The 19,303-nt window shown below is 31.9% G+C and carries 15 protein-coding genes and 1 other RNA gene; 12 read left to right on the top strand and 4 right to left on the bottom strand.

Annotated features, from left to right (window positions below):
- Positions 1-20: 20 nt before the first annotated feature.
- Entirely contained in the window at positions 21-3,848 is a 3,828-nt protein-coding gene (locus ABD940_RS19980) for a T9SS type B sorting domain-containing protein (RefSeq protein ID WP_345207823.1), read from the top strand.
- A 405-nt stretch (positions 3,849-4,253) separates the two neighbouring features.
- Positions 4,254-4,651: a transfer-messenger RNA gene (gene ssrA, locus ABD940_RS19975) on the top strand.
- A 177-nt stretch (positions 4,652-4,828) separates the two neighbouring features.
- Here ssrA and ABD940_RS19970 read toward each other — a convergent pair.
- Positions 4,829-5,356, bottom strand: a complete 528-nt coding sequence (locus tag ABD940_RS19970) for an antirestriction protein ArdA (protein WP_345207821.1) — start codon at positions 5,354-5,356, stop codon at positions 4,829-4,831.
- Between the two features lie 1,092 nt (positions 5,357-6,448).
- Here ABD940_RS19970 and ABD940_RS19965 point away from each other — a divergent pair.
- The 10 genes from ABD940_RS19965 (at position 6,449) to ABD940_RS19920 (ending at position 16,638) form a co-directional block, all read left to right on the top strand.
- Entirely contained in the window at positions 6,449-7,165 is a 717-nt protein-coding gene (locus ABD940_RS19965; protein WP_345207819.1) for a hypothetical protein, read from the top strand.
- 157 nt (positions 7,166-7,322) lie between these two features.
- Positions 7,323-7,955, top strand: a complete 633-nt coding sequence (locus ABD940_RS19960) for a hypothetical protein (protein WP_345207817.1) — start codon at positions 7,323-7,325, stop codon at positions 7,953-7,955.
- A 516-nt stretch (positions 7,956-8,471) separates the two neighbouring features.
- Positions 8,472-8,816 carry a hypothetical protein gene (locus tag ABD940_RS19955; RefSeq protein ID WP_345207815.1) on the top strand — a complete coding sequence of 115 codons (345 nt, stop codon included), beginning with the start codon at positions 8,472-8,474 and terminating at the stop codon, positions 8,814-8,816.
- A gap of 4 nt (positions 8,817-8,820) precedes the next feature.
- The gene (locus ABD940_RS19950; protein WP_345207813.1) at positions 8,821-9,624 is read left to right on the top strand and encodes a hypothetical protein; all 804 of its coding nucleotides are present in this window, start codon (positions 8,821-8,823) and stop codon (positions 9,622-9,624) included.
- A 339-nt stretch (positions 9,625-9,963) separates the two neighbouring features.
- On the top strand, positions 9,964-11,439 hold the full coding sequence (locus ABD940_RS19945; RefSeq protein WP_345207811.1) for a DNA cytosine methyltransferase: 1,476 nt from the start codon (positions 9,964-9,966) through the stop codon (positions 11,437-11,439).
- On the top strand, positions 11,439-13,115 hold the full coding sequence (locus ABD940_RS19940) for a GmrSD restriction endonuclease domain-containing protein (RefSeq protein WP_345207808.1): 1,677 nt from the start codon (positions 11,439-11,441) through the stop codon (positions 13,113-13,115). Before ABD940_RS19945 ends, ABD940_RS19940 begins: the two co-directional genes overlap by 1 nt.
- The gene (locus ABD940_RS19935; RefSeq protein WP_345207806.1) at positions 13,112-14,113 is read left to right on the top strand and encodes a DUF3696 domain-containing protein; all 1,002 of its coding nucleotides are present in this window, start codon (positions 13,112-13,114) and stop codon (positions 14,111-14,113) included. The genes ABD940_RS19940 and ABD940_RS19935 overlap by 4 nt, the downstream gene beginning before the upstream one ends.
- A 1-nt stretch (position 14,114) precedes the next feature.
- Positions 14,115-15,014, top strand: coding sequence for a hypothetical protein (locus tag ABD940_RS19930; RefSeq protein WP_345207804.1), 900 nt, complete (start codon positions 14,115-14,117; stop codon positions 15,012-15,014).
- Between the two features lie 11 nt (positions 15,015-15,025).
- Entirely contained in the window at positions 15,026-16,153 is a 1,128-nt protein-coding gene (locus tag ABD940_RS19925) for an HNH endonuclease (protein ID WP_345207802.1), read from the top strand.
- 56 nt (positions 16,154-16,209) lie between these two features.
- Positions 16,210-16,638, top strand: a complete 429-nt coding sequence (locus ABD940_RS19920; RefSeq protein ID WP_345207800.1) for a very short patch repair endonuclease — start codon at positions 16,210-16,212, stop codon at positions 16,636-16,638.
- A 30-nt stretch (positions 16,639-16,668) separates the two neighbouring features.
- On the opposite strand, the gene ABD940_RS19915 is transcribed toward ABD940_RS19920, so the two are convergent.
- The 3 genes from ABD940_RS19915 to ABD940_RS19905 all read right to left on the bottom strand — a co-directional run bounded on the left by ABD940_RS19915 (position 16,669) and on the right by ABD940_RS19905 (position 19,273).
- On the bottom strand, positions 16,669-17,982 hold the full coding sequence (locus ABD940_RS19915; RefSeq protein ID WP_345207798.1) for a BT4734/BF3469 family protein: 1,314 nt from the start codon (positions 17,980-17,982) through the stop codon (positions 16,669-16,671).
- Positions 17,983-18,196: 214 nt separating this feature from the next.
- Complete coding sequence (locus ABD940_RS19910; RefSeq protein WP_345207796.1) at positions 18,197-18,883, bottom strand: hypothetical protein; 687 nt, start codon at positions 18,881-18,883, stop codon at positions 18,197-18,199.
- Positions 18,884-19,003: 120 nt separating this feature from the next.
- Positions 19,004-19,273 (bottom strand): helix-turn-helix domain-containing protein, encoded by a 270-nt coding sequence (locus ABD940_RS19905; RefSeq protein WP_345207794.1) that lies wholly within the window; start codon positions 19,271-19,273, stop codon positions 19,004-19,006.
- Between the last annotated feature and the right edge of the window lie 30 nt (positions 19,274-19,303).

Raw genomic sequence — 19,303 nt, 5'->3', positions numbered from 1 at the left:
AAACAATATTCCCCTTCATCATGCTTAAAAAATTACTCTTTTCTATTTTAATGCTTTTCTATGTTTCTGTTTTTGCGCAGGAAGACTGTATGTCCGCCATTACGGTTTGCGGAAACTCAAACATTAATTATACTCCGGTCGGAATCGGAAGCATCAACGAAACTCTAGGAGGCTGCCTTTCTTATGAAAATCATTCGGTTTGGTATAAATTTACGATTGCAACGAGCGGAACACTTACGTTCGACCTCGCTCCTACCGGACCTGTTGATTACGACTGGGCAATCTACGGACCAAACGTAACCTGTTCAAACAGAGGCACTCCTATAAGATGTAATGCTTCTGGATATTTTGTGAATACCGGGATGAACATGACTAATACAAACACCTCATCCGGAGCCGGAAACACAGATCCTTATTGTAAATATATGGATGTTGTGGCAGGACAGACGTATTATTTATATATAGACAACTGGTCTACGACAGTTTACACATTCAATTTAACCTGGGGAGGAACAGCGACATTCGTTTCCCCTTTCACAAATTCTACGATTGCGCCGAATCCTTTCATTCCACCGGGAGTTGCAGGACCAACGGCGAGTTCTCCAAGAGAAATCAATATTTGCGGAAGTTCTACAACTTTCAACTTCAGTACTTTATCCGCAGGAATTTTAAATGGAAATCCTAATTTCAGTGTTAATTATTACAGTACTGCCAATAATGCCGCAACAGGAACCAATCCTATTACAGCACCTATTACCGTAAATACAAGTACGACTTATTATTATAATATAAGTTATCAGGATCCGAACAATCCGAACAATTCAATTAATTCCTGTAAACAGACGAATGCAATTGTATTTAAAGATAAAAGTTTAACTGCTTCCATCACTGCTTCATCAACAAAACTATGTTCTGGCGGAAATATTACTTTAACATCAAGCAATGCAACAGGAAATACATGGTCAACGGGAGCGACAACACAATCTATTACTGTAACAACTCCGGGAACTTATACTTTAACAAGCACAAATGGAATCTGTACAAGTCCGCAAGCTTCAGTAACAATTACTCAAGATGTAGATCCAAATCCTCAGATTACGGGAAACCTTGTATTGTGTGAATCACCTTCCACTACCCTTACCGCAACTTCAACAGGAACAGGAAACACCTACTTATGGTCTACAGGAGCTACAACAGCAGCAATAAACGTTACAACTCCGGGAACTTACACTGTAACGGTAAAAACGCCTGCAAATTGCCAGTACACAAAATCTGTAACCGTTGTACAAGGTGTAGTTCCGACAGTTCAAAATGCAACTTTAACGAATTGTTCCAATACAACGACAGCAACATTTGATTTAACGACAGCACAGCCAAACATAAGCACAACTTCAGGAGTAACTTTTGATTATTATGTAAATCAAGCAGATGCTCTTGCAGGAAATACGAGTACAATTGCAACTCCAACAACTTATAACTCGGGAAATGCAACAATATATGTAAGAGTAAAATCTTCAACTTGCGCGAAAGTAGTTTCATTACAATTGAATGTAACGCAAATTGCTGCGCCAACGATCACAAGTTCGTCTTCAACAATTTGTTTTGGAGGAAATGTGATTTTAACATCAAGTGCTGCAACAGGAAATACATGGTCGAACGGAGCAACAACACAATCCATCACAGTAACAATAGGAGGAACTTACTCTGTAACAACTTCCAACGGAGCCTGTACAAGCACACCAGTTTCTATTACCTTAACCGCAGAAAGCGATCCGAATCCTCAAATTTCCGGGAATTTAATTGTTTGTGGAGCTCCAACTACATTAACTGCAACATCTACTGGAACAGGAAATACATATGTATGGTCTACAGGTGCGACAGGAAATACAATTTCAGTTTCTACAGCCGGAACTTATACTGTCACTGTAAAAACTCCGGCAAACTGTCAGTATACAAAATCTGTAACAGTAACTCAAGGAGCTGTTCCGGTTGTGCAAAATTCAACTTTAAGTTTATGTTCAAATACAAATACGGGAATATTTAATTTAACTTCAGCTCAACCGAATATCAGTACAACTTCAGGAGTAATTTTTAGTTATTATTTAAATCAAACAGATGCTTTGGCGGAAAACAGTAATACTATCACAACTCCGACAGCTTATATTTCTGGAAATAATACAATTTATGTTTTAGTTAAATCAGGTTCTTGTTCGAAAGTTGCGGAATTACAATTAATTGTTAATTTAAAACCAATTCCTACGATTACTACTTCATCCAATGTGATTTGTAATAACATTCCGGTTACCTTAACGTCAAGCTCAGCAACAGGAAATACATGGTCAAATGGCGCAACGACACAATCGATCACTGTTTCAACTCCAGGAACTTATACATTAACTTACAATAACGGAACCTGCACAAGTGATCCGGTTTCTACGACAATTACTCAAGGTACAGATCCGAATGTTCAGATCTCAGGAACCTTTACGTTCTGCGAAGGATTTTCAACCCTATTAACAGCTACAGCAAATGGAACAGGAAATACCTATTTGTGGTCAAACGGAGCAACAACTCCAACTATAACCGTTAACACATCTGGAACTTATACTGTAACTGTCACAACTCCAAATGGATGTCAGTATACTAAGTCTGCAACAGCTACAATGGATCCTGCAATTTTCGTTACTATTAATGTTCCGGCACAACTTAATTGTACAACTTCCCAGATTACATTAAATGGAACAGCTTCCGTATATCAACCTGGGTCAACATTTTTATGGACTGCAACAGGTGGCGGAAATATTGTTTCGGGAGCAAATACATTAACTCCGATTGTAAATAGCGCAGGAACTTATACTTTAACTATTACAAGTTCAACAGTAAATGGGTGCGTAAAACAAGGTTCAGTAACAGTGGTTAAAAATATTACTCCACCAATTATCAGTGTTTCAGCACCTAAACTATCAATCTGTAAAGGTGAATCTATTGCCCTTACTGCAGTTGGAGGAGCAACTTACACTTGGACAGGATTAACAGGAACAGGAAATACTCAAATTGTTTCACCAACCACAACAACAACTTATACCGTAACAGGAATTGGGACAAATGGATGTTCAGCAACAACTCCAGCAACAATTACGATCACAGTAGTTCCGGAAATTGTTTCCACCTTACAAAATATCGAAATATGTAAAGGTGATAAAGGAATTTTAAACGCAGGAAGTGGTCCAAACTACACTTACATCTGGAATACAGGAGCAACGAGCCAAACCATTAATGTAGATACACCTGGAACTTATTCCGTAACGATTAGCAACACAGTGTGTTCGAAGACATTTACGGCAACAGTTGGATACATTGTTACTCCTCAAATAAAAGAAATCATTTACAACGATAATCTTTTAACAATTGTTGTTCAAAATCAAGGAAACGTTCCTTTGGAATATTCAATTGACGGAGGTGTAGCTTGGCAAGCATACAATATTTTCAATGTTCTCAGAAATACAAAATATTCAATAAGAGTAAGAAACAGAGGAGCAACCTGTGATACGACTGCAGAATATTACACATTCTTTATGGCAAACGTGATCACTCCGAATAGTGATGGCAGAAATGACGTAATTGATTTTAGTGAGATCAGCAAATACGGAAATTTCGAAGGCGGTATTTTTGACAGATATGGAAAAGAAATATTCAGACCTACTACAAAAACTCCAATCTGGGACGGAAAATACATCGGAAGACCCCTCCCAACCGGAACTTACTGGTACAAATTACAATGGGAAGACCGAATTAATAAAAAGCCAGTCCAACTTTCCGGATGGATTTTATTGAAAAATAGAGATTAAAATTAAATACAAAGTGTCGGAATATTTTCGGCACTTTTTTGTTGCTATAATTGATGTCAAAATTTCAGATCATTTTTGATAAATCTTTTTAAGCTTTTGAATTACTTAAATTAAGAAAGATTTGTCTTTGGATTAATACGGGAAGGAAACAGCTTAATCGATATTGTCAAACCCTGAAATGAACAACTGCAATCCTAGCCCCGATTGAAGCGGCATCCTTTTTTGTTGCGGACGGAGCGAAGCGGAGTCCGTAATAAAAAAGATATAGCGGAAAGCGGGAAATAGCTCCTTAAAAAATAATATAAGTCAACAATATTAAAGCTTTAAATAAAATTTATTAAAAAGCCTCAATCAATATTAATAGTATTTGAACAAAAGTACTATCTTTGCATTCACTTTATTTATGGGGTTGACTGGTTTCGACAGCAAGGTCAATGGGTAAGTAAGCATGCAGAGAACCGTAGCGCGATCTCTATAATCCCTTGCTACAAAATTTTAACTGGCAACGAAGAGTTCGCTCTTGCAGCTTAATATCGAAGTATAGTAGATCAAGCGTTTTCCCGAAGATAGTAAGGAAGCAAGATATTCCACAAATGCTCTGTTCTGCGGCGTTTGATTCTGGGATATAGGAATGCGGAAATAAGGCTTTAGAAACTTCGGCTAAAGCACAAAAATTTAGAAGATAAGCTGGAAGTTGGGTGTCTGCTCTCTGCCTCCAGTCGAAAACCAATAGCAGAATAAGCATGTAGAAAGTTTATGTATTGCTTGTTTGGACGAGGGTTCGAATCCCTCCAACTCCACTTTTTAAACTAAAGAGAATCTGTAAGTTATTGAATTTTAAATAATTACATTTTCTCTTTTTTGTTTTTGTACCCAAAGTTGTACCCGAATTTTTGAAATGTACTTTTTTAAATCTGTTTGAATTCAATTAAGCCTATTTGAATTTTTAAGCACAAAAAATTTATAATAAAACAAATATACTACGATTTGAAATAATGACCATTACATTCAAAATAATCATACATGATGTTTCTTGCTGTAGCTTCCCAATCTATTACAACGAAGCTAGGAAGACCGAAGGGAATATCATTTTCGTATAGCTCTTGTACAAAATCCAGATCACTTGTATATTCGCCTTGATAAAAATTGTTTACATATTCATACAGACTTTGGAAGTCCATTTTACCTAAACAATCCAAACACGCTTCGTAAACCTCTAGGTCATGACCTGAATTGTTGATTTGTTCAATTATTTCGTAAATGTCTTTAGATATGTGGCATTCGCTCAATAATCCCATTTTTTCAATAAAAGGACATTCGTAATCCTGAAACATAAATTCAGGGTCGGATTCGTCACTGTGTAAATCATACATTGCGGTTAGCAGTTCGTCATAATCGGAATAATCAGAAAGGTTTAGCCATTTGCCGTAAAGGCTTCCGTTATTATACTTGGCATACGTGCCACAGTAGATACTAGCAGTATCAAGACAATTTTGTAACTTTGTCATGTTGATAAGTTTTAAGTTGCATTTAAAATTTATTGATTCGCCTAGCAGTACGCCAATACTTCTAGGCATTTTTTTGTAAAAAGTCGCTCACAAAAGCAGTATAAATATACGACAAAAACCTTATAACCACCAGCTTTACAAGCACTTTTTAACCAAAATATCAATCGTTGTTAAAAACTTTTTAACCACTCGGAGCGCAGGAAAACAAAAACAGCCGTCAAAAACAAAAAACTCCATGCAGGGGGTATGTCGAAAAACTCATTGAACCCCACCCATTTTTAGGAATAGTACCTTTCGTGTCCGTGCCTATATGAAAATTTTGAAACTCGTCATAAGGGGCGTCTTATACAGCAAAAATTTGACGGGTGGTGTAAATAGTAGACCAAGTATTATACATTTTTCTGAAACTCTCCAAGTAAAACCATTACCATACCTGAAATAGCGCAATCCGTTTACCATAGCTACCCGAAATATTGGTTAGGATGGTTTAGAAGTGTGTTAGGAAAGGATAAATTATGAGATAAATTTTAGTATATATTGGTACTATCTTGCAGAAATGCTGAAAAAACCTTTATTAATCAATTTTTGCAGAGCTTGTTTGGTGAGATTGTGTAGTTTGGTTTTGGGGTAAATAGGTAGATAATATATTGACAAAAATGTACTTGTTTCAAATCTGATTTTTCAACGCCCGACAAAACCGTAAAGATTACTTACCTAAGTCGCAATAGACCTATAAAAATTTACAAAATGAATCAAATTTTGTAGTTTACAGCGAATGTATAATAACAAAGGAAACTGTAAATTACTATAAAACTATTGCAGATAGATTCATATCCTCAGTTTCTCACAGTACAGATATGATATAATTTTTATTAGTCTGCTTTAATCAAAAATAATATAAATATGCGCCCAAACAAAAAAAAGCATAAAATAATTCATCCGTTGTTATTGAAAATCAAATCATTATGTACATCAATTCATAAAGATTAAAAAAATTGGCGCAATATCTATTGTTATTATTGACGCAATGCGTAAATTAGAAAGTTGTGTGACATACCTAAGTAGAACTCAAATAACCGAAACTATAAAAAAATGGTTCATCCTGAAAAAGAAGAAAATAAAATAAAAAAAGTAGTTTTCGAAAATTTATTAATAATTACTTGCCTTCTTTTACTTTTATATACATTAGTATATCAAATATATTTAGTTGAAATTGTGGAATTTGTAAAATTTGGTCACGAATTAGGAGTCCTTTCGTATAATTTATCTTTATCCATTATTTCTTCTGGAATATTTTACTATTTAGTTGTTTATATTCCCGAAAAAAGAAAAAAGAGAAAGGTAAGACAAGTTATAAATATGCGTTTTGAGCAAATTGAAAGTCAATGTTTGTTTACTTTCAGGGATATACAAAAATATTCACCTCAAAAACAATTAATAGTTGAATTTCCAAAAAATGTTGAGGGTTTTCTACTTTTATGTAACAATATGAAATTGAATTCGAAACCTCCAGATTATTGGGCTGGATCAAGTATGGTTCCTCTAGATAATTGGTATGAATATTTTAAATACAATTTTAGGTATGATGATAAAAATTTAGGTGAATTATATAAATACTCAGAATATTTAGAACCTGAAACAATGCAGTTAATGCATGATCTTTCAAGTCATCCAATCCGAAGTGCCATAAATCAGTATCATTCAAGTTATGAAACTGAAAATTACGCAAAAGAATTTGACAGTCTAGCACATGTACTATATGATTATCTGATTACACTATCTAAATTTAAACAGGACAGTTGGATGTGAAAAGTACGTCACACAACAGCCGTTTGTCGTGATTGGGGCTTTAGTGGAATTATCGTTTTTATTCATATATTCGTTTCGGCAGAAAATACTCTGCTTCGAAATCCCCAACCACGACAAGCGTCGGAACGTTATCTGCAATTTTTTAAAAACTGCATCCATGAAAAATATTTGCAAGCTAATTTTAGTGTTTATTTTACCAATTTTATTTGGATGTAAAGACGAAAAAAAAATACAAAGAAAAGAATTTCTAAAAATTGCAAAAACTTATTTCAGCGAAGAGTTTAAAAATATAGCAGATTATAAATCCTTAGACTCTTTGAGAATATTAAGAATTGACACATTGTCTGATAAAGATGAATTATATGTATATATATGTCAATTATATAGATATAAAAACCATTTATTATCACAATCAAAATCGCCGAAAGATTTGTACGAATTAAAATATGGAACTGATGATTTTGGTTCGCAAATGTATGAAGACTACGTAAATAAGTTAGAATATAAGTCTGTAAAAGAAAAAGAAGCAAAATTTAATGTTCTGAGGGATTCTATTGACATTATTAAAAAACAAATAAAACATTATGAACAATTATTAGTCAAAAAAGATAGTTTAAATTTATGTATGTATGAAGTTGAATATTTTTATCAAATAACAAATAAAAATATGATTACTGAAAAGGGTGTGACAGATTTAATATTTACAAAGGATATGAAAATATATGAAAATAAATATCAGGTTATGACCGAGTACAAAAATCTTGAAAAAAAATTTCCATTTATTAAATAGAAAAACTGCAGATAACATTGTATTGGCAAAATGCGGGATGAAGTACAAAGTTGAACTTTTTGTAATATTTATCCGCCGCTGCTTTTCAATTCCACTTTTTTGCAATTATAGGTTTATCGGAAAAATATAGAGATAGAAGAGACTTTGATAAGAGTCTCTTTTTTAGTGTGTGATAATGCACGAAACATTACATTTCCACAAAGAATAAACTGTCACATAATTACAAAAATTCATATCTTCGTGGCTGAATTTTATCGGAAAAATATAAAGCGTTAGCTTTTATTCTGTAAATAGGAAATCTGACAGTTTCAAAATACCACAGAATAAACAGTTGATGCCCCACGTATGGCGTGTTGGGCAAAAACTTGTTTGTGGTATAAAGGTTTTGTCAGAACCTCCTATTTGCAAATTGAGTTTAGTCCTTCACGCTTTTTGCATTTATTAACCTTCACTTTAGGGACTGGGTGAGCTGACAAATCACTTATGAAAAAAGTCATTATTTCTCTCGTGTTGTTCGTGGGTATAACAGTATTCTCACAGGAAAAATTTGATTGCAACAATCTTTCTAAAACAGATTATCTCAACAAGTATCAGGAACTCAAAAGCTACGGACTAGACAAAATCACACTCAAGGACGGTAGAGAGGTATTGCCATTGGTTATATCTCAAATTTATGACGAAAACAGTTTGAGACAAGTTTGTATAAATGCAGCTTATGCCGACCATAAATACGGCACAGAAAGCCATTACGAGATGTATCGTAAGAATATTTACAATAGTATGTCCCGAGAAACTTTTATGAAAAACTCGGATTACTTCCAAATATTCTTAGAAATGATTGCACAACTCAAAAACCAATAGTCTGATGGAAAAGAAAAATATCCAAATAGACCACAATATCCTAGATTCGACAATGTTAGGGTTTGTATTTTCATTGCTCACAGTCTTTGTATTGGAACACTTTAGTACTTATTCATACGTTCCAAACTTAGGTAAGCAAATTATTAGTTACGGAGGTCAAGTAATTACACCCGATTCATTTGATACAAGCATAACTCCGATAGGAGCATTATATCAAACTACTCCATTCGGAACAAAGATAAGCCTACCGACAAATGGAATGATGTGCAGTGAATTGCTTTTTAAAGATACGGACTTCAAAAGATATTCTAATCAGGCAGTACTATACTTCAAGGCTGTATTTAGCGATTATAAATATCTTTTATTGTTTTGGATAACATATATGCTTATTGTACTGTTTTTCAAAAGATATAGATTAAAAGTCTTGATTTTGGTACTCCCAATTACTATAATAAGCTGTGATAATAAGATCGTGCATGAAAATGCTTCAACAACAGCAATACAAACCGATACGGCTATTCAAACCGCTAATTCAACAACTAACCTACCTCAGTTCAAAACAGCCCAAATAAAATGCTCATTCGTAGTGTTTAAAGTACGTGATAAATTTTTCGAGCATAAAGAATCCATAATAGTTACGAGCATATTTGAAACTCCGTTATTTATCACAAAAGATGAAGAATATCTGATATTGGATAATGTACAGGAACAATGTAAATTAAATTTGTTTGATAAGAATATTATTGAACGATTTATGATGAGATTAATAGTTATGCGGAAGCAAGTCGGGAAAAAGAAAAGATATTAAGAATAAACAGTTCCTCACAAAACAATTCATATACTGAAGAATATGACTTTGAGTTAGTAGATTCTGCTAGACTCGGTCAGCCTTGACAAAATTTAAATTCTAAAATATTCTAATTAATCAAGAAATCCAAAAAAACACGTCAAGTTTTGACGTGTTTTAAATTTAACTTGCAAACACAATATATGACCTATGAAGGGAAATTCAAAAGACTTATTTTTTGTAATAAATACAATGCATAAACGTTCTTATACAAAAATAAAAGTCAAAAAAAATGTTGTAGAAGAATTTACAATTCCATATTTTTGGACACAAATAGTCCAAAACAAAAGACATACAAATATGGAAGTTACATTTGGAGAATATATAAAACAAAAAAGAACTGAATTAGGTTTCCCACTTCGCAAGGTTGCTTCACATATCGATATTGACCCTTCAACACTAGGAAAAATTGAAAAAGATGAACGTCAACTCAATATTGAACAATTTGACAATCTTAGCCAAATTTTGCAAACCGACAAAAACACCTTATTAAATTACCATTATTCAACAAGAATTTTCGACGACTTGAAATACTATCCAAAATACCAAGAGGTGTTGAGCATTGTCAATGACCAATTGACACAACATTTAACTAAGCAAACATCAATAAAATTTGATAACGATTGGAGAGAAAAAGAATTCTCAAATCCTAATGCAACTATCAGAATTGGGACAATGTTCTCAGGAATTGGTGCGATTGAATATGCTTTAAAACGATTAAATTTAAAATCTAAAATTCAATTTGCTAGTGATATTGATAACTTCGCAAAACAAAGTTATTTTGCGAATTATGAAATTGATGAAAGTAATTGGTACAATGATGTTCACGATATTGATGGTAAAAAATATAAAGGAAAACTTGATTTATTAGTTGGTGGAAGTCCCTGCCAATCTTTTTCAATGGTTGGAAAACGCAGAGGTTTTGACGATACAAGAGGAACTTTATTTTATGAATTTGCAAGGGTTGTAAAAGAAAGCCAACCTAATGTCTTTATTTTTGAAAATGTAAAAGGTTTGATAAGCCATGATAGTGGGAATACTTTTGAAACAATAAAAGCAACGTTTGACGAACTTGGCTATAAGTACTTTTATCAAGTTCTAAATGCTAAAAATTATGGAATGCCACAACATAGAGAAAGAATTTTTGTGATAGGCTTCAAGGATAAAAAAGCAGAATTTACTTTTCCAGAACCAGTTGAGTTGGAATACAAAATGCAGGACTTTTTAGAGGATTTTACAGACAGTAAATATTACCTAAAAGAGAAAGGAGTGAAATTCGTTACTAGTTCTAAAAATAGAAATAAGAGATACACTCAAATAAATGGAGAAATTGCACTCTGCCAAAAAGCTAATCAACAATTTAATTGGCACGGTGATTTTGTTTTTGAGCAAGGAGAAAGCGAATTTGATGAATTTATTTTTGATGTAAATGATGTTGAAGAAAAATATTACCTATCCGATAAAGTTCGTGATTATGTTTTGAGTAGCGGAACAAAAACGTTCAAAACCTCAATAAAAACAGACCTTGAAGTAGCAAGACCTCTTTTACAGAGTATGCATAAAATGCATAGAGCTGGAGTAGATAATTATGTGACTCACACTGGAAAAATCAGGAAATTAACACCAAAAGAATGTCTCCGTTTAATGGGGTTCAGAGACGATTTTATACAGACTGTAAGTGATACCCAAATGTACAGACAAGCTGGAAACAGTATAGTTGTTGACGTACTCATTGCATTGCTTAAACAAATGGACATTACCAAATACACAGGATAATGAATCAAATTGAAATATTAGAACAAGACTATGAAATTTTAGGAACGTTAAAGAATATAAATATTGCTGATTCTTTTGTAAGTCCTCTAAATAAAATTGGGGATGGTAATGGAGAAGCTAAGCTATACGTGGGACAAGCTGGAGAAAAAATTACAGATTTTTTTGGAGAAAGGGGATTTGAATCTAATTGCTTTTTATTAAAAGAAGACTTAATTCAGTATTTGGATGAAATTAGAAAAGAGCATATAGCTCCGACACAAGAATATAGAGAAAAAGACAGACTTGACAGATTATGGGAAACTAAGCGTGAAAAAATTCTTCACTTAGATGAGATGATTGAATTCAAAATTAAAGACCAAAATAATTTGCAAGGTCAACGGGTATATATAAATTCCAATTCAGAGGGATATAAATTAATTCGTGAGATTTCTCTGCCAGTAATTTCACATCTTGAAATAACCAAAGTTAAAAATGTTGAAAATAATATAATAAAATATTATTTCTACTTATTTTCAGACTATGTAAATGAAATCATTGAAGAGGAAGAGGCAAAACCAGAAGATTCTGAATTTGAACCATTTAATCCAGAACTGATATCTATTGACACAAAAAAAATAACAATGGATACACTTTTACGACGATTAAAACAAGGCACAATAAACCTCAACCCAGATTTTCAAAGAAATTCCGTTTGGACAATGGATAAAAAATGTCAACTCATTGAATCTCTAATGCTTAAAATTCCACTTCCTATGTTTTATGTTTCAGCAGACGAAATTGGAAATTATACTGTCATAGATGGTTTACAACGACTTTCAACAATAAGAGATTATATTATTGATAAGAAATTTAGGTTGCAAAAATTAGAATTTTGGGGAGATCAGTTTAACAATGCTAAATTTGAGGATTTACCTACGTTTATTGAAAACAGAATTTTAGAAACAGAATTTACTTTTACAGTTATAAATTCTGGAACACCCGAGATAGTCAAAAGAAATATTTTTAAAAGGGTTAATCGTGGAGGCGAACCATTAACCGATCAAGAAATACGACACGCATTATATAGTGGAAAATCTACTATTTTATTAAAGACACTATCTTTAACTAATAAATTCCTAAATGCTACAAATAGCTCAATTAAGGCCAACAGAATGCTTGACAGAGAATTTATATTGAGACTTCTATCATTTATGATACGTGATTATAGCTTGTATCCAAAAAATGGGAATATGGATGAATTTCTAAGTGATACTCTAAAAATAATAAACTCAATGCCTGAAATAAATACCAAAGAGGTGAAAAAAATATCAGAGAATATTATTTCAGAAGTGAAAATTAACGATATAAAAATTCTTAGAGATAAATTTGCTTTAGGTATGTTACGGTCATCTGATATATTTGGTGACCATACTTTTAGAAAAAGCTATCCTGGTAAAAGAAAAACGCCTGTAAATAAATCATTATTCGAAGTTTGGGGAGTTTTATTATCTGAAATTTCAGATTCAAAATTTAATTTATTGAAAAAACGTAAAGATGAGTTTCTAAATGATTATAAAAATAATTTTTTAAAGAATTACAAGTTTGATGATATTATTTCAAGAAATGCTTTAAAATATACTTCAGTGCTCGAGAGATATTCGACAATGAAAGATTTATTACATAAATACACCAAATGATAAACAGTCTAACACTAACGGCATTTAAATCATTCTTTGACAGAGAATTAGATTTAGAAAACCTGACCATTCTTACAGGCTTAAACAGCAGTGGGAAAAGCTCAATAATTCAGTCATTACTAATCCTTGAAAAAGCATTTAAAAATGAAAAAAATTTATTATTAGATGGGCACGGGACAGAATTAGATTTAAGAAACAAAAACTCAAAAGAGAAAACTGAACTTAGCATTACAATAAATGACATTGAATATTCAATAGAATTTCCCGACAATAAAATAAATTTTGAGCCAAATCTGTTTCCTAATGTTTGGTATATCTCCGCAAATAGGTTTGGTCCGCAGTTGTCAATTCCTATTCTAAATGATAATCAATCAAAAAATAAGATAGGAAGTAACGGTGAAAATGTATTACAGTGCATTAAGTATTATGATTCAGTTAATCCAGTATCTCTAGATGAATCAATAAAACACCCTGATACAAATTCTTTTACTCTACTAGAAAATATTCGAGCCTGGCTTAAAGTTATTTCACCTAATGTAAGTTTTAATTATGAAGTTTTGGACATAAGCGATACATCTTATGCAACATATGATGGTCATAGGGCAACAAACGTTGGTTTTGGACTAAGCTATATTCTTCCAGTAATTACAACTCTATTGGTCTCAACATTTGAGAAAAACAGTTTAGTAATTATTGAGAATCCTGAAGCTCATCTACATCCAAAAGGACAAACCGAACTTGCAAAACTAATTTGTCTATGCGCGAAATTAGGCACACAGGTAATCATAGAGACTCATAGCGACCATATATTTACGGGAGTTAGATTATTTATAAAGGAGAATGCTTTTTCTGACAATACATTAATACACTGGTTAGAATTAAACGAAAATAAAAATACTGATATTACAACAATTTATATTGATAAAGATGGTCGTGTAAATGATTGGCCGAAAGGATTTTTTGATCAGTTTGAAATAAATCACTCAAAACTGATTTAATATGAAATTCTTTGTTTTTAACGATTTAATACCAAACGCTGCATCAACTCAAGAAATCATGCTTGCTTTAAAAAATACTGTTATAGAATACAAAATTTTAAAAGAAAAGTATCCAAGTAGTATAGATGGTATTATATCTTGTACGCATTTAAGCGACATTAATTTGAGTGAGAATTTAACTTTAGCAGATACTCTAGAATTAATAGATAATAAAGAAATAAAAGATTACTCATATAGCATTTTCACGAAACATCCAATAGAATTTTTTTTAGATACTGACGTTGTACTGACTGAAGAAAAAGATCATTTTTTTTTATTAGATAAAACCAAAAGAGATGCTTTTTTTATTAAAATCGTGTCAAATGGAAAAGATATTTTGTTTAGCCTGAATCTCCACCCCGATTTAGCAAAGGATATGTTAACTATTGGCTGTAGCGATTCAACAAGCTATTCGGTTGACAATCTGTATGGAATACAGCAGAATACGGCTAATATTGAAGGAATTATCAAAAAAGAAGAAATATCTAAATTGGGTAATTTGGATAAGCTTAAACAAATATTGAATAATGCAACCACATCAAAAAAGTTCGACAATACTTTCAGTAAAATGTCTAAAGAAGTTCAAGAATCAATAATAGAAAATTTTGAATCTGTTATTAGTTATAAATCGAAGGGATTAAATATTCCCGAAACACTATTAAAAGAAGTGACTCATAAAAAGGATACAATTAAAGAATTAAAAATGAGAGATCCTATTGCTAAAAGATTATATTTTGAAGAGATTGATGGTATTTATTACTTAGCCTCTTTGGAAAATAAGCCGCTTAAAGACAGACAAACAAAAGAACAAAGCTCACATATAAAAAATGCCATTTCTATATTTAAGGAATTAAAGAAATAAGATTATTTATTATGCCTGAATACCAAAGAATAAAAATAGATAACATCGAATACAATATAATTGATGCAATACAAGATTTTAGAGCAGAAGACAGCTTTATTCATAGATCAAATAAGCTGGCACAATTTGACGGAAATGGAGAAAGCAAAAAGCATATTGGTACATATAACGGAGAACTTGGCAGACGGATTTCAAATTTTTTCGACTATTATACTTGGGGATTAGAGCATTTTGACAGTAATAAAAAACGAAAAACATTAAACTCCGCAAAAGAGAGTGGAGCTGTTGTTCAAGAGAATACCTGTTTTTTCAGCAAAGCAAATTTGCTTAAATACTTAGATGACGCTAAGGCAGAATATTACAGCCAAGAACAAGTTTACCACAATGATATTAGTGTCTATTACAACAAAAGGTATCAGGAAGTTCAAAATATTGAAACGGAATACATCCCTTTCTCAATATATGACGCTTCTGATAATTTATCACAACGGCAAAACAGAGGTTATATTAGATCTGACGACAGCATATGGAAACTATGGAGGGAGTTAATACTGCCAAAAATAAGCTATCTTTCGATTTTAAAATTAGTCCCTGCTATTCCCTCTGAAGACAGCATTAAACCAATATTTTATTTTAGGATTTTATTAGATTACCAATTCCGAACTTTTGTACATCCTAGCGCCTTGCAATTAGTTGAAGAGATAGCTTTTGATATTCCCGAGATTGAAGAAATAAAAAGATCATATCGAATTGGTCAAGAAAAATATAGAAGAGCTGTAATAGAATATATGCCGCAATGCCCATTTTCGAAAATTTCAGATGAAAGACTTTTAATTGCAAGTCATATAAAACCATATAGCGTTTGCATTAAAGAAAATAATCAGGAAGAAGCTTTAGATTATCTAAATGGTCTCGCTCTCTCACCAACTTATGACAGATTATTTGATCAAGGCTATATTACTTTTCTAGACAATGGAGAATTAATCTGTGGTACTCAATTAAGCTTATATACTTGGGATAAACTTAATATAAATCCAACCGCCAAAAATAAAATGCGAATTTTTCCTGAGTATAGAGAAAAATATTTGGAATACCATAGAAAATATGTGTTCCTAGATGATATTAACGATTTAACATAAGCGCTTAAATTGCTGCTGTTTTTTCGAACAATCCAACCTAATAAATGGAATTATTTATGGCTGACAAACACACTCCCGAACAGAGAAGGTTTAATATGCAACAAATAAAAAGTAAGAATACTAAACCTGAAGTATTATTAAGAAAAATTTTATTTTCCAAAGGTTATAGATACAGAATAAACAGTAAAAATTTACCTGGAAAGCCTGATATTGTTTTGAAAAAATACAATACAATTATTTTTGTAAATGGATGTTTTTGGCACGGACACAAAAACTGCACATACTTTGTTATACCTAAGACAAACACAGATTTTTGGATTAATAAAATTAATGCTAATAAAAATAGAGACCAAAATAATTTCAAATCATTACTTAAACTTGGCTGGAACATAATTACTATTTGGGAATGCGAATTAAAAAAAGACAATATTGAAAAAACAGTAAATAAATTAATAGAGGAATTACAAAATAATATTGAAAAGTAGTGTCTCACTATGTGTAAGTCGAAATATTGACTAATTCAAATCATATTTCATAAGATCATCTAAATTTCTCAACAATGAACTATAATCTAAACTTCTAAAGATCTCAAAACTATTGGACTTATTAATAATAATTTCTGTTTTTAAAGCTTTGTAATAAATCTGAATTGTTTTTTTATTTTTACCTGTCACTTTTTCCAAACTTTTAATTGTCATTTTTCCATCCAGCTCGAAATTCCAATTTTTCATAGACTCTAGTAATTCTGATATGGTTTTATCTTTACGATCTTGATTGATCTTTTTTAGATTAAGCCTTCTTTTATCTGTTGGACTGAGTTTTTTTAACTTGTCATAAATAAATCTACGCTCAGCATTAATAATCGGTTCAATATCATTTAGCTTTCGGTAAACTTTTTCAAAGGTTTCCATTACCTCATTGTTCTCCAAAGGTGGATTCATTTTACCATCGTTAATAGAGTAAAGATATTTTAACAGAATTCCTTTATCTACTTTTTTGTTTAAAGCAACCAATTGATATGCTATACTTTTTAAAGTATTCTCTCTGTTACCTTTGGAAACCTTTTTAAGCGGCACAAATACCTGAGCATACTTTAATTTATTATCCTTACCTAAGTCATAAAAACCATACTCATCATATACAATATTGTATAATTGTAATAGCTCGTCCAAATTGCTAAATCGTAATTTGTACCCATTACAATCATACCCTATTGAGTTATAATTTATAGTATTGTAGTGGGTACTTTTTTCTGTGTCTACTGCTGTACTATCCTGCACAATTTCCACTGGCATCATTTCCGCAACGGGGAAAACCTCTACATTATCATTATAGTAAGCATTAGGATCATATGATAGCACAGTAAGCCGATCAATCGAAACTGCCTGCGGATCATAAGGTATATCTAGCGCATTTGCAATCTCCTGAGTAGCAATTTTAAAATTATCAGGTGTCAATCCATCCACTTTCACTACTAAAGTCAAACCTTTATTAGATAAACTACGCCAGTAAGCACATATATATGCAGTATTGATCTCTATATCCTGTTCAGTCAGGTTATCAACATCAATATACAAGTATCCTGTTGGTTTATCTAGATTCTTTCCTTTAATATAATTGTTTGAGTACTGGAAATTAATAGCTATTGCAGACAGCTTATACTTTTTTATGTTTTGATATTCTTCACAACCTCTTTTTAAAGATCGGGCATCTCGAACTAATTTTACATGTTCTGAGGGTGGAGTTCGGATAAATTCGATTACTTCTCCGATATTATTAAATGAATCTGTAATGGTTCTGTTAGCACAATGATTTATTTTATTAATCATAATTTTTAGTTTTAAAAAAAGGCATAGCAAAAGCCATAACAGTAGTTTTCACTATGCCTTTGAGGGGGTTTATTGCTGTAAAATGTTTTAGTTGATTTTTCGGGCGTTTATAAGGCTTTTACAGCAGCGCATGTAGTGTTGTGCAGCATTATAAGAAAAAGATCTTTCTTATCCAGCCTTATACCAATGTATAGTGTAGCTTTTAATTATGAGATTAAAATATTATAATAACTTCCTCCTCAGTTTTACCCATATAAGCTATGATCTTACTTTTTTCAATCTCTAGCTCATGAACTAATGTCTTTTGCCCGTAATATTGATTATTTCTTACCTTAAATTGTTCAGCAATATTTTTGTCTAAAGTCCAGCTAAATCTAAATTTGCCACTTTTAAGTTCTTTTTCATTCATACCCCTATAAACTGTAATTTTATCAGGTAAAGCTTCAAAAAAAGTCCAATCTTCTTCATTCATTAAGTATTTTTTTCCATCTCTCTTAGAAGAAAATAACAATAACAAAATTTCATGAGGTAAATTAGGATCATAAGATTGCATAAGATAGGCACAAGCTAAATTATCCCAATATTCCCTATCAGAAAATAGATGTTGAAATTCCGCAAACCAATATATTTTTTGAGATGTCGGAGAAAAGGCTTTTATAAAATTATAGTCTAGCTTACCTGTTAAATGCATTTCCTTGATCTCTCTTAAATATTGAGGTGCTTTAATTTCAAGCAAGATCTTATTAGAAAAAGATGTTCTAATGTCTTTAAACATTTCATCTGTATACTTAGAGAAAGGAAAATCAGTAGTCTTTTTAAGTCTATTCCACTCTTTAAGTAGTTTTGCATATTCATTTTTAACGGATTCTTTAGTTGTTTGATTGATTGAATTTGTTTTCATTTTTCTAAAATTTTAAATTTAGTATAGAAGTAGTACCCCATAGTATTTTACTACGGCAAATGCTGTTGATAATTAATTGTTAAATGGGAGTTTGTAATCAGAAAAACTGATTGATCGAATTTAGTATGTTAGTTGTGCCATGACATCAGATTTCGAGTAATAAACCCGTTTTCCGATTTTTTTAGCTTTAAGCACTCCTTGATTATTCCAATGGAATAAAGTTGTTAGGCTGACATTTAAAAGCTTTGAAGTCTCTTCACGAGTATAAAACTCTTTTTCCTCTGATTGTGCAGGGATTACTTTTTCTAACTCTTCTCTAACTAGTTTTTGAATAAATTGACCAAAAGATTCTATATCTATTTGCATCAATTGAATAGCTGAATTTGTCATAATATTTTTGTTTTATTATTATGATGCAAA

The sequence above is a fragment of the Chryseobacterium ginsengisoli genome (genome assembly GCF_039542325.1).
GTDB lineage: Bacteria > Bacteroidota > Bacteroidia > Flavobacteriales > Weeksellaceae > Chryseobacterium > Chryseobacterium ginsengisoli.
Note: the sequence above shows the minus strand (reverse complement) of the source record. Positions and strands in the feature narration are given on the sequence as shown.

What these genes read in the sequence shown, in the direction of transcription:
- ABD940_RS19980 (WP_345207823.1), top strand. Translation starts at nt 21, where the DNA reads ATGCTTAAAAAATTACTCTTTTCTATTTTAATGCTTTTCTATGTTTCT.
- ABD940_RS19970 (WP_345207821.1), bottom strand. Translation starts at nt 5,356, where the DNA reads ATGACAAAGTTACAAAATTGTCTTGATACTGCTAGTATCTACTGTGGC.
- ABD940_RS19965 (WP_345207819.1), top strand. Translation starts at nt 6,449, where the DNA reads ATGGTTCATCCTGAAAAAGAAGAAAATAAAATAAAAAAAGTAGTTTTC.
- ABD940_RS19960 (WP_345207817.1), top strand. Translation starts at nt 7,323, where the DNA reads ATGAAAAATATTTGCAAGCTAATTTTAGTGTTTATTTTACCAATTTTA.
- ABD940_RS19950 (WP_345207813.1), top strand. Translation starts at nt 8,821, where the DNA reads ATGGAAAAGAAAAATATCCAAATAGACCACAATATCCTAGATTCGACA.
- ABD940_RS19945 (WP_345207811.1), top strand. Translation starts at nt 9,964, where the DNA reads ATGGAAGTTACATTTGGAGAATATATAAAACAAAAAAGAACTGAATTA.
- ABD940_RS19940 (WP_345207808.1), top strand. Translation starts at nt 11,439, where the DNA reads ATGAATCAAATTGAAATATTAGAACAAGACTATGAAATTTTAGGAACG.
- ABD940_RS19935 (WP_345207806.1), top strand. Translation starts at nt 13,112, where the DNA reads ATGATAAACAGTCTAACACTAACGGCATTTAAATCATTCTTTGACAGA.
- ABD940_RS19930 (WP_345207804.1), top strand. Translation starts at nt 14,115, where the DNA reads ATGAAATTCTTTGTTTTTAACGATTTAATACCAAACGCTGCATCAACT.
- ABD940_RS19925 (WP_345207802.1), top strand. Translation starts at nt 15,026, where the DNA reads ATGCCTGAATACCAAAGAATAAAAATAGATAACATCGAATACAATATA.
- ABD940_RS19920 (WP_345207800.1), top strand. Translation starts at nt 16,210, where the DNA reads ATGGCTGACAAACACACTCCCGAACAGAGAAGGTTTAATATGCAACAA.
- ABD940_RS19915 (WP_345207798.1), bottom strand. Translation starts at nt 17,982, where the DNA reads ATGATTAATAAAATAAATCATTGTGCTAACAGAACCATTACAGATTCA.
- ABD940_RS19910 (WP_345207796.1), bottom strand. Translation starts at nt 18,883, where the DNA reads ATGAAAACAAATTCAATCAATCAAACAACTAAAGAATCCGTTAAAAAT.
- ABD940_RS19905 (WP_345207794.1), bottom strand. Translation starts at nt 19,273, where the DNA reads ATGACAAATTCAGCTATTCAATTGATGCAAATAGATATAGAATCTTTT.